The organism is Paraburkholderia sp. 40 (genome assembly GCF_050434105.1).
In the GTDB taxonomy this organism is placed as follows: domain Bacteria; phylum Pseudomonadota; class Gammaproteobacteria; order Burkholderiales; family Burkholderiaceae; genus Paraburkholderia; species Paraburkholderia tuberum.
Genome location: NZ_JBNPVY010000002.1, coordinates 1461871 through 1475374, shown reverse-complemented (window position 1 = coordinate 1475374; position 13504 = coordinate 1461871). Strand labels below are relative to the sequence as shown.

Genomic DNA, 13504 nt, shown 5'->3' with positions numbered 1-13504 from the left:
TCACGGCTTTCCCCCTCGCCGGGAATTAATCCATCTCCCCACGGTAGACAATGCGCGGCGCGCGAGCGGCGATAATATCGCCCGGTACTTTTATTGCACGCGAGTTTGCGTCAATCGACATTCGTCGCGTCAGCACCCGTGTACCATTGCGCTTTTTCCGAACTTCAAGATTCGCTCGTGACCACGCAACAAACCCCCACCAACTCGCGTAAATCCCTCACTCTGCTGCAGTTGCTTGGCCTGATCGGCGCCGCTGGCCTGATCGCCTCGATCGCGCTGAATCTGCTGGTCCACGCGCACTGAAGCAGCGCCCGCGTCGCGCGGGCAGCCTTGTGCCGGCGCGCGTCGCCGGCTTTCTCGAGATTTTTGATTGCCATGTACAAGAAGGGCGTAGCCGTAGAAATCCAGTTTTCCCCCGAGCGGCTCAACGACGGCGCCGGCGATCCGTACTGGATCGATCTGACCCACGACGAAGCGCAGCGCCTGCTCGACAGCCTGAAGGCGCGGCTCGCGGGAACCGGTAACGGCACGGTCGCGCCGCTCGTCGTGAGCCTCGATGCGACGGCGCGCACGTGCGCGGCGGATGCCGCTGCGACCGGTACGCCCGATGCGCCGTCGGCCGCGAACGTCGCCACAGCCGACGACTTCAAGCAATGGGTCTGCGTGATCTGCGGCTGGGTCTACGACGAAGCCGCCGGCGTGCCGGACGAGGGCATCGCGCCGGGCACGCGCTGGGCCGATGTGCCGGCCGACTGGCGCTGCCCGCTGTGCGATGTGGGCAAGGAAGATTTTGCGCTGGTGGAGTTTTAAGCGGCGGGCCGAGGCTCGCCTGATAAACCCGCTCTACGCCGTCCCTTCCGGATAATCCGCCCCCTCGCTCGTCGCTCGCCAGGTGTCGAAATCGCCGCGCAGAAAGTCGAGCTTCCTGTACGCGAGATCGAGCGCGGTCTTGCCGAGCAGCAGACGCAGCGGCGGCGCGTCCGACAACGCCGCATCGATGATCGCCTGCGCGGCGCGCACAGGGTCGCCGGTCTGCTTGCCGCTACGCGCTTCGGTCTGTTTGCGGCGCTCGCCGGCGGTCGACGCATAGTCGTCGATCAACGTTGCCGACTGCTTGATCGACGGACCCGCCCAGTTGGTGCGAAACGGCCCCGGCTCGACGATCAGCACGCCGATGCCGAGTGGTTTCACTTCCAGCGCGAGCGATTCCGACAGCCCTTCCACTGCGTACTTCGTCGCATGGTAGTAGCCGGTCGCCGCGAAACTCGCAATCCCGCCAATCGACGACACGTTGACGATCAAACCGCTGCGCTGCTCACGCATGATCGGCAGCACGGCCTTCGTGATGTCGACGAGGCCGAACACGTTGGTCTCGAACATTGCGCGGACTTCGCTGTCCTCGCCTTCCTCGATCGCGGCCAGATAACCGTAGCCCGCGTTGTTGACGAGCGCGTCGACGCGGCCGAAATGGCGCTTCGCCTGCGCGACCACGGTTTCAATCTGCGCGCGATTGGTCACGTCGAGCGGCAGCACCAGCGCGCGCTCGCCGTGCCCCTCTGCGATGTCCTTCACTTTCGATGCATCGCGCGCGGTGACGACCGCGCGCCAGCCGCGTTCGAGCACGAGCTTCGCGAGTTCGCGGCCGAAGCCGGTGGAACAGCCTGTGATCAGCCAGACGGGATTGTCTCGATTCATCATTTGGAACACTCCTGTTGAGGGTCTATGACGTGAAGACTGGAAAACGGCGCTAAAAACGGCGCCCCGATGCGGCGCAGACGCGCGGCGCGTCGATAATCGGTATGCGGGTGATGTCAGCTCGACGCGTGCCCGGTTCGCGCGGCGGACGGTTCGGGCGGTGGCCCCGCGCGAACGCGCGCGGCGCCGCGCGGATTCGCCGGGCGATGAAGCGGGGACGCCGCCGTGACTGCTATGAATGCGATGACCGCTTGGGGCTGGTGTGGCGCTTCAATTGTAGTCGCAGCGCGGCGGCTTCGCTTTGCAGCGCGCCGACGAACGCGTCCGCGAGCGGATGCGCGGGCCGGTGCTCGGGACGGATCACGCTGACGCGAAACGGCAGCGACAACGCGAGCGCCCGGATATGCAGATTGTGACCCGCGAAATCGAGCGCGGTCAGCGGATTGACGATCGCAATGCCGAGCCCTTGCCGCACGAAGCTGCACACGGACACCGCGGTCGGCGTTTCGATCAGCAGGCGGCGCGCGATGTCGGCTCGCGCGAACGCTTCGTCGATTTGCAGGCGGTATGGATCGTTCGCGGACAGGCTGATGAACGCCTGATCGGTGAAATCTTTCAATGCGATCACGCGTTTCGCGAGCAGCGGGTGAGCGTCGGGCAGCACACACACTTCATCGACGGTGATGAGTGGCGTGAGCCGCGTGCCGGGCGGCGGCGCGTCGTGCTCGGTGAGGCCGAGGTCGTAGCGCTGCGCGGTCAGCCATTCTTCGAGAAACGGCGACTCCTGCGTCGCGATCGATACGCTGACGCCCGGCTGCATATCGTGAAAGCGTTTGACGGCGCCCGGCAGGATCGAATGCGAAAACACCGGCAGCGCGATCACGGACAGCTGGCCACCCTTGAATTCGCGCAGCGCGGCCGCGGTCGACGCGACGCGTTCGAGCCCGACGTACGCGCGCTTGATCTCGTCGAACAGCGTCAGCGCGGATTGCGTGGGACGCAGCCGGCCCTGCACTCGCTCGAACAGCGCGAAGCCGATGCGTTGTTCCATGCGCGCGAGTTCGCGGCTCACGGTGGGCTGCGACGTGAACAGCATCTCGGCTGCCTTGGTCACGCTGCCGGCCGTCATCAGCGCGCGGAAGATTTCGATGTGCCAGTGCGTGAGCGCCATGGCGGGTCCGTGGTATATCAAAAGTGAATAGGCGAGCAATAGATTGGTATTTTACTGAATGATCGCCGCGGATCATCATGTCGGCTATCGCTTTCGCAAAGCTTCGACATGCAACCGACCATGACGCCATTCGACTCCCATCAACTCGCCGACCTCGCGCGCCAGCACGGCACGCCGCTATGGGTCTATGACGCCGACACGATCCGCCAGCGCATCGCGCAGTTGCGCAGTTTCGACACGATCCGCTACGCGCAGAAGGCCTGTTCGAACGTGCACATCCTGAAGCTGATGCGCGACGAAGGCGTGATGCTCGATGCGGTCTCTTTGGGTGAACTCGCGCGCAGTTTTGCCGCGGGCTATGCGGCTCAACCCGCATCGAACGGGGGGCCCGAAGGCGTCGTCTTCACCGCCGACGTGCTCGACCACGCGACGCTGGCGACCGTGCTCGACGAGCGAATCACGGTCAACGCCGGCTCGCCCGACATGCTAGAACGGCTCGGGAGACACGCGAGCGAAGGCCATCGCGTGTGGCTGCGGATCAATCCCGGCTTCGGTCACGGCCACAGCAGCAAGACCAACACAGGCGGCGAGCACAGCAAGCACGGCATCTGGCGCGATGACTTGCCACGCGCGCTCGAACTGGTGCGGCGCTATCGGCTGAAGCTCGTCGGGCTGCATATGCATATCGGCTCGGGTGTCGATTACGGGCATCTCGCGAAAGTATGCGATGCGATGGTCGATGCGGTGTCGCAACTCGATCAGGATATCGAGGCGATTTCCGCGGGTGGTGGTTTGTCGGTGCCGTATCGCGATGGCGAGCTGAGTGTCGATACCGCGCATTATTTCCGGCTGTGGGACGACGCGCGGCGCTGCATCGAAGCACGCGTCGGGCATCGCGTGCGACTCGAAATCGAACCGGGGCGCTTTCTGGTCGCGCAGGCAGGTGTACTCGTCGCCGAAGTGCACGCGCTGAACCGGCGGCCGTCGCGGCAATTCGCGTTGCTCGATGCGGGCTTCAACGACCTGGTGCGGCCGTCGTACTACGGCAGTTATCACGAGATCAGCGTGCTTCGGCGCAATGGCACGCCGAGCGATGCGCCGGCCGGCTCGTTCAGCGTGGCGGGGCCACTGTGCGAAGCCGGCGACGTGTTCACCCAGGCGCAAGGCGGTGTCGTCACGAGCCGGTCGATGCCCGCGCCTCGAGTGGGGGACCTGCTCGTGTTCCATGACACGGGCGCGTACGGCGCGTCGATGTCGTCGAACTACAACAGCCGGCCGCTCGCGCCCGAGGTGCTGATCGAGCGCGGCAACGCGCGGCTGATCCGGCGCAGGCAGCGCATCGAAGAATTGATAGCGCTCGAAGCAACGGCGGCTTGAGCGGCGCATTGGAGTTCAACACTCAACGCTCAATGCGCCCGCACCGCGCGCGTGTACGACGCGATCATCGTCGCGAACTCCTGCACGGCTGGGGTCAGCGGAATCGCGGCGCGTTGCAGCAGACAGACGTTCTGCTGCAACGCGCGCTCGCGCACGGGGATCGTCGTCAGCACGTCCGCGAACGGCCCGCGCTTCGCGATGACCGATGATTCGAGGGACAGGCAATCAGTCGCGGCTACCAGGTGCAGCGTCTCGTACAAGCCCTCGACGGTCGCGACGATCTTCGGCGGCGGCAAGCCGTAGCTGTCGAACAGATAGCTCAACCGGTTGACGTGCGGCTCCTCGGTCAGATTCGGCGAGCGCGTCGTCACCCACGTGCAATCGACGAGTTCGGCGAGCGACTTCGCGCGCGCCTTCGGATGACCGCGCCGGCACACGATCACCGGGTCGGACGGATAGAGCGGCGTGACCGACAGATCGGCGGTGTCGGTCTGCTTCGATACGAGCGCGACAGCGAAATCCAGCGTTCCTTCGCGGATCCACGAAATCATCATGCGCGACGTGCCCGTGCGCAGATGCACGGCGACGCGCTCGAAGCGCGCACGAAATTCCATCAACACGGGCGCGAACGCGTCGACGAGCGGCTCTGTCGTCATGCCGAACGTGACCTCGCCCACGTAGTCGCCGCGCAGTTGCCGCACGTCCTCCTCGGCACGCTCGCATTCACCGAGGATCGCGCCGGCCCGCTGCAGCAGCCGCTGGCCCAGCGCGGTCAGCGCAATGCCGCGATTGGTGCGCGTGAACAGCGTTGCGCCGAGCATCGATTCGAGGTTCTGCAACTGCTGCGTGATGCCGCTTTGCGCGATGCCGAGCGCGCGCGACGCCGCGCGGATGCTGCCATGCTCGGCGACCGCCGTGAACGCGCGCAGCTGGGAAATCGTCAATGCCATGGCGACAGGGTTTGGTGATCGGTAAAAGTGATCATGATAGTCCGAACGAGACTTCTTTGAGGCGCCACCGCGGCTTACGATCACGCTGTCCTGATCCGCTCATCGTCGCCTTCCATGAAAACTCCACTGATGACTCTCTGTGCCGCGCTGGCTTTCAGCAGCGGCGCGTTCGCCGCTGACGCCAACACGTTGCGCCTCGGCAACGATCCGACCTATCCGCCGATGGACTCGAAGGCGCCCGATGGCAGCCTGAAGGGCTTCGACGTCGATCTCGGCAACGAGATTTGCCGGCGCATCCACGCGCATTGTCAGTGGGTCGAACTCGAGTTTTCGGGCATGATTCCGGCGCTGCAGGCGCGCAAGATCGACGCGGTGGTGTCGTCGATGGCGATCACCGAGAAGCGCGAGCAGCAGATTCTGTTTTCGTCGAAGCTGTTCCAGTTCAAGTCGCGGCTGATCGCGCGGCAAGGCTCGTCGCTCGCGCCTACGGCGAGCGGACTTGCCGGCAAGCAGATCGGCGTGCAGTCGGGCACGCAGTTCGAAGGCTACGCGCTGAAGAACTGGACGCCGCTCGGCGCGAACGTGGTCGCCTACAAAAGCCAGGACGAGGTGTTCGCCGATCTGCAGAACGGCCGGCTCGACGGCGCGTTGCTCGGCACCGTCGAGGCCGATTACGGCTTCCTGCGCACACCCGCGGGCAAGGGCTTCGCGTTTGTCGGCGAGCCGCTTTCGATGGGAGATCGCGGCGTCGGCATCGGCTTGCGCAAGGACGAAACCGCGGTCCAGGCATCGATCGACGCGGCGATCGCGTCGATGCGCAAAGACGGCACCTATGCACTGATTGCGAAGAAGTACTTCGACTTCGATCCGTACGGCAATTGATCCAGATTTCCAACATTATCTTCGCGGTTTTCCATTCATGAACAGGCAATCGATTCCGCTTGTGTCGCCAGCAATCGGCACGCACCGCGAACTGGTGTCGTTTCATTTCGGCCCGGCCAATAGCGGGCAGAAGATCTACATCCAGGCGTCACTGCATGCCGACGAAACGCCCGCGATGCTGACCACGGTGCTGCTGAAGCGGCGTCTGCGGGAGCTCGAGGAAGCCGGCGCGCTGAACGCGCAAATTGTGCTCGTGCCGGTGTCGAATCCGGTCGGGCTCAGTCAATACGTGTTCGGGCAGTTCATCGGCCGCTTCGATCTCGGCAGTGGCAAGAACTTCAACCGGCATTTCGTGCAGTTCGCAAAGCTCGTCGCGAATGCGAAAGAGGCGCTCGGCGCAGACGCGAACGAGAACCGCCGCATCGTGCGCGAGCTGCTCGCGGCCGAACTCGCGCAACAGAAGCCGCTGACCGAATTCGAGTCGCTGCAACTGGCGCTCTTGAAGTTGTCGTGCGACGCGGACGTCGTGATCGATCTGCATTGCTCGCTCGAAGCGGCGATGCATGTGTACACGAGCGAAGCCGCTTGGGCCGAGTTCGAGCCGCTGTCGCGCTATCTCGGCGCAGAGGCGTCGTTGCTCGCGACCGATTCGGGCGGCGGCGCGTTCGACGAAACCCACAGCCTGCTGTGGTGGACGTTGCAGCAGCAGATGCCGGCGAGCAAGCCGGTGCCGACCGGCTCGATCGCGGTGACGGTCGAATGCCGCGGCCAGCGCGACGTGTCGTATGAAGTCGCGCAGCAGGATGCCGACGCGCTCGTCGACTATCTGATGTGGCGCGGCGCGATTCGGGGCGAGGCCAAGCCGTTGCCGCCGCTGCTGTCGCCGGCGACGCCGCTCGCGGGCAGCGAGCAGTTCTCTGCGCCGGTGAGCGGGATTCTCGTGCACCGCGCGAAGATCGGCGACAAGATCCGCGTCGGCCAGCCGCTGTTCGATATCGTCGATCCGCTGACCGACGAGACGACCACGATCGCGAGCCAGACCGAAGGGGTGCTGTACATGCGGCGCGCGATCCGTTTCGTGACGGCCGGTGCGCCGCTCGGTCGCATGACCGGCACGCGGCCGATCCGAACGGGCGTGTTGCTGGGCGCCTGATCGCGTAACGGCTATGCCGGACTCGGCATCCAGGGGCCGCCTCGAAGCCTCGCGCAACGATGCTGACGGGCGCCTCAGCCGCCTTGCCGCGAAGTAGCCGGCGCCGCCCGGCCGGCGATCCGGCGCCTCGCCTGTTGTGCGGATTTAATCTCTTTCAGCCACGAAAAAGCCCAAGCCCGCCTCCGGATAAAGGCCGATACTCGTCGTCATACTCAACGTGAGTCGGCGCGGCCGGCTTTTTGAAGGAGACGGACAAAGTGAGCAAGGCTATCCAATGGAGCGGGGTATTTCCCGCCGTCAGCACCCAGTTCAAGCCGGATTTTTCGCTCGACATCGACGCGACGCACCGCGTGGTCAGCAATCTCGTCAAGGACGGCGTGTCGGGTCTGGTGGTCTGCGGCACGGTTGGCGAAAACACCTCGCTGAGCACGTCGGAAAAACTGCAGGTGATCGAGGCCGCGCGCGACGCGGCTGGCGGCAAGGTGCCGGTCGTCGCGGGTGTCGCCGAGTTCACGACCGAGTTCGCGCGGCAGACGGTGCGTGAAGCCGCGCGTGTCGGCGTCGACGGCGTGATGGTCATGCCGGCGCTCGTCTATTCCGCGAAGCCGCACGAAACCGCCGCGCATTTCCGCTCGGTCGCGAGCAGCACCGATCTGCCGGTGATGATCTACAACAACCCGCCGATCTACAAGAACGACGTCACGCCGGACGTGCTGATCGCACTGCAGGACTGCGAGAACATCGTCTGCTTCAAGGATTCGTCGGGCGATACGCGACGCTTCATCGATCTGCGCAACGCGGTGGGCGACCGCTTCGTGCTGTTCGCCGGCCTCGACGACGTGGTGGTCGAAAGCATCGCCGTTGGTGCGCAAGGCTGGGTGTCGGGCATGTCGAACGCGTTCCCGAAGGAAGGCGAGACGCTGTTCCGTCTCGCGACGCAGAAGCGCTTCGATGAGGCGCTGTCGCTGTACCGCTGGTTCATGCCGCTGTTGCACCTCGACGCGCGCCCCGACCTCGTGCAATGCATCAAGCTGTGCGAGGAACTGCTCGGCCGCGGCAGCGCCGTCACGCGTCCGCCGCGCCTCGCGCTGCAAGGCGACGCGCTCGCCGAAGTCAAAGACATCGTCGCCAAGGCGCTCGCCACGCGTCCGGCGCTGCCGGACGTCGGTCTCTAAGCACCGCGTTTCAATACGAGCCTCAAGAAACATCGGCACCCTGTCCGCCACGTAGGCGGGACAGGATGCCGAATCAGACTGCGAGTAAGCGTAGCTGGCGGTTGTTGCCTCAACTCGCGCTCAGCACCGGCGCAACCGCAGCCGGATCGCTGATACTCGGCCGGCCGTTCTCGACGTGACCGGCAAAGCGGCGCGAGAAGCTCGCGTCGTCACTGCTCGTCACCGTCAGGTCGTACCAGTGATGGCTCGACGCAAGCACCCAGCCTTCCTCGATACGCGCATTGGCCGGCACGACCACGGTGCGCGGGCGCGCGCCGTACGCGTTGTCGATCACCGTCAGATGCGCGATGCCGCCGCCGCTGTTGGTGAACTTCAGGAACACGTTGCCATTCGCGACGTCGTATTGCGCGGTCACTTCAGGCCGCGCCGGCTGGTTGTCGCCATGACCGTTGCCATGGCCATTCTGCGTGCTTTGCGTGCTCGCCTGGGTGTTGCCCGCGAACTTGCGCACGAAGCCGTTCGGGCCGAACACGTCGAATGCATACACGCCGTTCGTCGTGCTCAGGTCGAACGTGTCGCTGAGCGACTTGCCCGCTTCGACCGTGTAGCGCCACGGACCGTCGTTGCGATTCGTCGCGTACACGTAGAAGTGCGCGCCCTGGTCGCCGGTGTTGCCGATCGTGATTTCGAACGTGTCATTGCCCGCGTTCGCCGCGCCGTTCACATGCAGTTCGTACGGCAACGCGCGCGCGAAACGGATGCCCGCTTCCTGCGCATCGACCGGAGTCGGCGTCGTCGGCACGGTCGGCTTCGGTTGCGTCTTGCACTGGTTGTCGGCCATGCTCATGTAGTTGCTGGTGTCCGGCAGCGACGGCATCTTCGCATCCGGCGTGCGGAAGTCGAACGCGGTGGTCAGGTCGCCGCATACCGCGCGACGCCATGCCGTGATGTTCGGCTCATGCACGCCGAAGCGCGTTTCGATGAAGCGGATCACCGACGTGTGATCGAACACCTGCGAGCACACGAAGCCACCCTTGGTCCACGGCGACACGATCGTCATCGGCACGCGCGGGCCGAGGCCGTACGGATAGCCGTCGGCGGTGTAACTGCCGCCGCGCAGCGGATTGACGACATTGTGGATCTCGCCGTCGGTCGTCACCGTCGACTTGCCCTGCGCGGACGTCGTCGGCGGTTGCGGCGGCACGAGGTGATCGAAGAAGCCGTCGTTCTCGTCGTACATGATGAAGAGCACGGTCTTGCTCCACACCTCGGGGTTCGACGTCAGCGCGTCGAGAATCTGCGACGTGTATTCGGCGCCGTACGCGGGCGTGTAGCTCGGATGCTCCGAGTAGGCGGCCGGCGGGCACAGCCACGACACCTGCGGCAGCCGGTTCGCGAGCACGTCGGCTTTCAGGTCGTCGATCGTGCGCACGGTTTGCGCGCGCTCGTAGAGCGGCGAACCCGGCTGCGCGTTGATGAAGTTCGTGAAATTCTGCAGGATGTTGGTGCCGTAATTGCCGTTCAGCGGATCGACGCCCGACGTGCCCTGCTGATAGATCTGCCACGAAATGCCCGCGGCCTGAAGACGCTCCGGATACGTGGTCCACGACAGCAACTGATAGTTCGGCGGACCATCGCCGTCGACCCAGTCGTTGTTGTCGAGCAGCGGGCCGCCCATCGTGCCGGTCGGGTCGACCATGCCGGTCATCAGATACGCGCGGTTCGGGTGCGTCGGTCCCGGCAACGAGCAGAAGTACGCATCGCAGATCGTGAAGGCGTCGGCGAGCGCGTAGTGGAACGGGATGTCGCTACGCAGGTGGTAGCCCATCGTCATGTCGGTCTTGTTGGCGGGCCACTGGTCGTAGCGGCCGCCGTCGATCGCGTAGTGAGTCTTGTACCACGTGTGATCGAGATCGCCGACGCACTGCGCGCTCGTCGTCGCGGTGTTCAGATGGAACGGCAGCACCGGCTTGGTCGGGTCTTCCTTCGACGGCTGATTCCACACCGGCAGGCCGCTCGGCAGCGGAATCGGGAAGCGGTCGTTGTAGCCGCGCACGCCGCGCAGATGGCCGAAGTAGTGGTCGAACGAGCGGTTCTCCTGCATGAACACGACGATGTGCTCGATATCGCGAATCGTGCCCGTGCGCGAAAACGCGGGCACGGCGAGCGCGTTGCGGATCGACTCGGGCAATGCGGTCATCGCGGCGGCGGCGCCCGCGGATGACGCCACGGTTTGCAGGAAACGGCGACGGCTAGTTGATGTCATCGAATATCACCTTCTGCGTAGGGGAAGAATGGCGCGCGTGAGCGTGCCTTGGGGTGTTTCGTTGTCGGTTACGCGTTGCTCTTGCTGATCAGTTGCGGACTAGTTGTTCGCGCTGTCGCCGGGCGCGTAGCGCATGACCGGCGCGACCTGCTGGCTGTCGGCCGCGAGACTGGCCTGGATGTTTTGCGCGATCGCGTCGGTGGCGGCTGCGCCACTTGCCGCGTTGCTTGCCGTGTTGTTCGCCGTGTTGTCCGCGAATGGCGCTGAGGCGTTGGGAGTCGCCACTGCCGCTGCCGTCATTGCGGGGCGTTGCGCCGCGTCGTTCGGCGCAAGGGTCGTGGTCGTCGCGTTGCTCGTGGAAGAGGAGTCGTCCGCGCCGCAACCGTTCAACGCTATCGTGGCAAGCACCAGCAATGCGGCGCTCGCGATGCAACTGATTTTTCTCATGTCTGCATCCGGTTCGATGAAAGCGGGTGCAGTCTCTATTCCTTTCAAGAAATAATTGTGAAACGTTTGCGCTCGGCATAAGTTTCGATAAATCGTCGGTTGATCGAAAGAAAATGGAAAGTATCGGGAAGGTCAATGTTCATGGCGCTGCCATCTGCGCTATGTTTGCTGCTTTATCGTCCGCGCATGAGCACGATTCAATGACTCGCATCGATTCACCCATCGACATCTCGCAACTCGAAGACGAATGGCTCGAAGCCGACGGCTTCGGCGGCTTTGCTTCGGGCACGGTCGGCATGTTGCGCACGCGCCGCTACCATGCGCTGCTGCTAGCCGCGACGCGCGCGCCGGGCGGGCGCCTGGTGCTCGTCAACGGCATCGAGGCGTGGGTCGAGGCGGGCTGCGAGCGCTTCGCGTTGACCATGCAACGCTATGGGCCTGACGTGATCTATCCGGATCTGCGCGGCCGCCTTGCCAGCTTCGACACCGCGCCGTGGCCGACGTGGCGCATTCAACTCGGTGCGCACGCGGCGATGATCGCCGACGTGTTCGTCAGCAAAGCGACGTGCGAAACGGTATTGCGCTGGCGGCTCGAAGGCGGCGAACTCGATGCGCCCGTGCTGAAGATCAGACCGCTGCTGTCGGGCCGTGACTATCATGCGCTGCATCACGAGAATCCGGCCTTCAACTTCGGCGCGCAAGTCAGCGCCGATCAATCGTGCGCGAGCTGGCAAGCGTATGGCGGACTGCCGGTCGTGCGAGCGGCGACGAACGGCGCCTATACGCATGCGCCCGACTGGTATCGCAACTTCTGCTACGTGCGCGAGCAGGAGCGCGGTCTCGATTGCAGCGAAGATCTCGCGACGCCCGGCGTGTTCAGCTTCGATCTCGCGGAGGGCGACGCGGTGATGATTCTGAGCGCGTCGAGCACGTCCGCCACCGAATGCGCGAATGACAAAGCCCAAACCACCGCCCACGCCGCCCAACTCGCCCACACCGAACAACAACGCCGCGCCGCACTCGGCTCGCGCCTGCAACGTTCGGCCGACGCCTACGTCGTCACGCGCAACGAAGGCCGCACGATCCTCGCGGGCTTTCCGTGGTTCACCGACTGGGGCCGCGACACGTTCATCGCGATGCGCGGCCTGCTGATCGAGTCGAACCGTCTCGACGATGCCGAAGCGATCCTGCTCGAATGGTCGGGCACGCTGTCCGAAGGCATGCTGCCGAACCGCTTCCCCGACTACGGCGACGCGCCCGAATACAACTCGGTCGACGCGTCGCTATGGTTCATCGTCGCGGTTCACGACTATCTGGCGACGCCGCATGCGGGCGCGCAAACGCGCGCGCATCTGCAGCAGGCCGCCGAAACGATCCTGACCGGCTACACGAACGGCACGCGCTTCAACATCGGCATGTGCGCGGACGACGGCCTGCTGCGCGCCGGCATCCCCGGCGTGCAACTGACGTGGATGGATGCGAAAGTCGGCGACTGGGTCGTCACACCGCGCATCGGCAAGCCGGTCGAAGTGCAGGCGCTGTGGATCAACGCGCTGCGAATCGCGTCAGCATGGAACCCGCAGTGGCGGCAAGCTGCCGAGCGCGCGACGCTCGCGTTTCGCCGGCGCTTCGTCGATCCAGCCACCCAGGCGCTGTTCGATAACGTCGACGTCGATCATGTGCCGGGCACGGTCGACCGCTCGATCCGGCCGAATCAGATCTTCGCGGTCGGTGGCCTGCCGTTTCCGCTGCTCGAAGGCGCGGCGGCGCGCGCGGTGGTGGGTCAGGTCGAAGCGCAATTGCTGACGCCGCTCGGCCTGCGCACGCTCGCGCCGTCCGATCCCGCCTATCGCGGCCGCTACGGCGGCGCGCCGCGCGAACGCGACGGCGCCTATCATCAGGGCACCGCGTGGTTGTGGCTGATCGGCCCGTTCGTCGAAGCGTGGCTGCGAGTGAATGGCGCGAGTGCCGATAATCTCGGGCAGGCGAGGGCGCGTTTTCTCGCCCCGCTGTACGCGCATCTCGATCACGCGGGCCTCGATCACCTGTCCGAGATCGCCGACGGTGACGCGCCGCACGCGCCCGCCGGTACGCCGTTCCAGGCCTGGTCGCTAGGCGAATTGCTGCGCGTCGAAAGTCTGCTTGCCCGGCTCGAGCACAACGGCGCGTAAACCGCGCTACGATGTGGGTCCCACCGTTAGGGTCTGTTTACATATGGAACGCACGTGCGTTGCCGGGAGAAGGGCCGCTCGCAAGGACTGCGACGCCGCGAATACTGGACGTATTCGCAAGGAGCATGACGCAGCGAGCGGCCCTTCTCGCGGCAACCCCAGTTCTGGATTTCATTGCAGGGGAATGCCCGCTATCGGGCGCATGGCGGCGTCGCGC

Annotated in this window: 12 protein-coding genes; 7 read left to right on the top strand and 5 right to left on the bottom strand. The window is 64.9% G+C overall.

Annotated features, from left to right (window positions below; translation table 11 throughout):
• The first annotated feature begins 177 nt into the window (after positions 1 to 177).
• Positions 178 to 303, top strand: a complete 126-nt coding sequence (locus OKW28_RS08080; protein ID WP_260327592.1) for a hypothetical protein — start codon at positions 178 to 180, stop codon at positions 301 to 303.
• A gap of 72 nt (positions 304 to 375) precedes the next feature.
• Entirely contained in the window at positions 376 to 810 is a 435-nt protein-coding gene (locus OKW28_RS08075) for a rubredoxin (RefSeq protein ID WP_429444621.1), read from the top strand.
• A gap of 33 nt (positions 811 to 843) precedes the next feature.
• Here OKW28_RS08075 and OKW28_RS08070 read toward each other — a convergent pair whose 3' ends face one another.
• Together OKW28_RS08070 and OKW28_RS08065 are read right to left on the bottom strand one after the other, a co-directional pair.
• Entirely contained in the window at positions 844 to 1698 is an 855-nt protein-coding gene (locus tag OKW28_RS08070) for an oxidoreductase (protein ID WP_429444619.1), read from the bottom strand.
• A gap of 229 nt (positions 1699 to 1927) precedes the next feature.
• Positions 1928 to 2866 carry a LysR family transcriptional regulator gene (locus tag OKW28_RS08065; RefSeq protein ID WP_429444617.1) on the bottom strand — a complete coding sequence of 313 codons (939 nt, stop codon included), beginning with the start codon at positions 2864 to 2866 and terminating at the stop codon, positions 1928 to 1930.
• A 120-nt stretch (positions 2867 to 2986) separates the two neighbouring features.
• On the opposite strand from OKW28_RS08065, the gene lysA reads away from it, so the two are divergent.
• On the top strand, positions 2987 to 4243 hold the full coding sequence (gene lysA / locus OKW28_RS08060; RefSeq protein ID WP_429444616.1) for a diaminopimelate decarboxylase: 1257 nt from the start codon (positions 2987 to 2989) through the stop codon (positions 4241 to 4243).
• Between the two features lie 29 nt (positions 4244 to 4272).
• On the opposite strand, the gene OKW28_RS08055 is transcribed toward lysA, so the two are convergent.
• Complete coding sequence (locus tag OKW28_RS08055) at positions 4273 to 5193, bottom strand: LysR family transcriptional regulator (protein ID WP_429444614.1); 921 nt, start codon at positions 5191 to 5193, stop codon at positions 4273 to 4275.
• 114 nt (positions 5194 to 5307) lie between these two features.
• Between OKW28_RS08055 and OKW28_RS08050 the strand changes: the two genes are divergently transcribed.
• The 3 genes from OKW28_RS08050 to OKW28_RS08040 all read left to right on the top strand — a co-directional run bounded on the left by OKW28_RS08050 (position 5308) and on the right by OKW28_RS08040 (position 8403).
• Positions 5308 to 6075: a transporter substrate-binding domain-containing protein gene (locus OKW28_RS08050; RefSeq protein ID WP_429444612.1), complete on the top strand. Its 768-nt coding sequence runs from the start codon at positions 5308 to 5310 to the stop codon at positions 6073 to 6075.
• Positions 6076 to 6112: 37 nt separating this feature from the next.
• Entirely contained in the window at positions 6113 to 7228 is a 1116-nt protein-coding gene (locus OKW28_RS08045) for a succinylglutamate desuccinylase/aspartoacylase family protein (RefSeq protein ID WP_429444610.1), read from the top strand.
• 257 nt (positions 7229 to 7485) lie between these two features.
• The gene (locus OKW28_RS08040) at positions 7486 to 8403 is read left to right on the top strand and encodes a dihydrodipicolinate synthase family protein (RefSeq protein ID WP_429444608.1); all 918 of its coding nucleotides are present in this window, start codon (positions 7486 to 7488) and stop codon (positions 8401 to 8403) included.
• A gap of 109 nt (positions 8404 to 8512) precedes the next feature.
• On the opposite strand, the gene OKW28_RS08035 is transcribed toward OKW28_RS08040, so the two are convergent.
• Together OKW28_RS08035 and OKW28_RS08030 are read right to left on the bottom strand one after the other, a co-directional pair.
• Positions 8513 to 10669, bottom strand: a complete 2157-nt coding sequence (locus OKW28_RS08035; RefSeq protein ID WP_429444607.1) for a phosphocholine-specific phospholipase C — start codon at positions 10667 to 10669, stop codon at positions 8513 to 8515.
• A gap of 99 nt (positions 10670 to 10768) precedes the next feature.
• The gene (locus OKW28_RS08030) at positions 10769 to 11116 is read right to left on the bottom strand and encodes a hypothetical protein (protein ID WP_429444605.1); all 348 of its coding nucleotides are present in this window, start codon (positions 11114 to 11116) and stop codon (positions 10769 to 10771) included.
• Positions 11117 to 11316: 200 nt separating this feature from the next.
• On the opposite strand from OKW28_RS08030, the gene OKW28_RS08025 reads away from it, so the two are divergent.
• Positions 11317 to 13287 carry an amylo-alpha-1,6-glucosidase gene (locus OKW28_RS08025; protein WP_429444603.1) on the top strand — a complete coding sequence of 657 codons (1971 nt, stop codon included), beginning with the start codon at positions 11317 to 11319 and terminating at the stop codon, positions 13285 to 13287.
• Positions 13288 to 13504 lie beyond the last annotated feature (217 nt).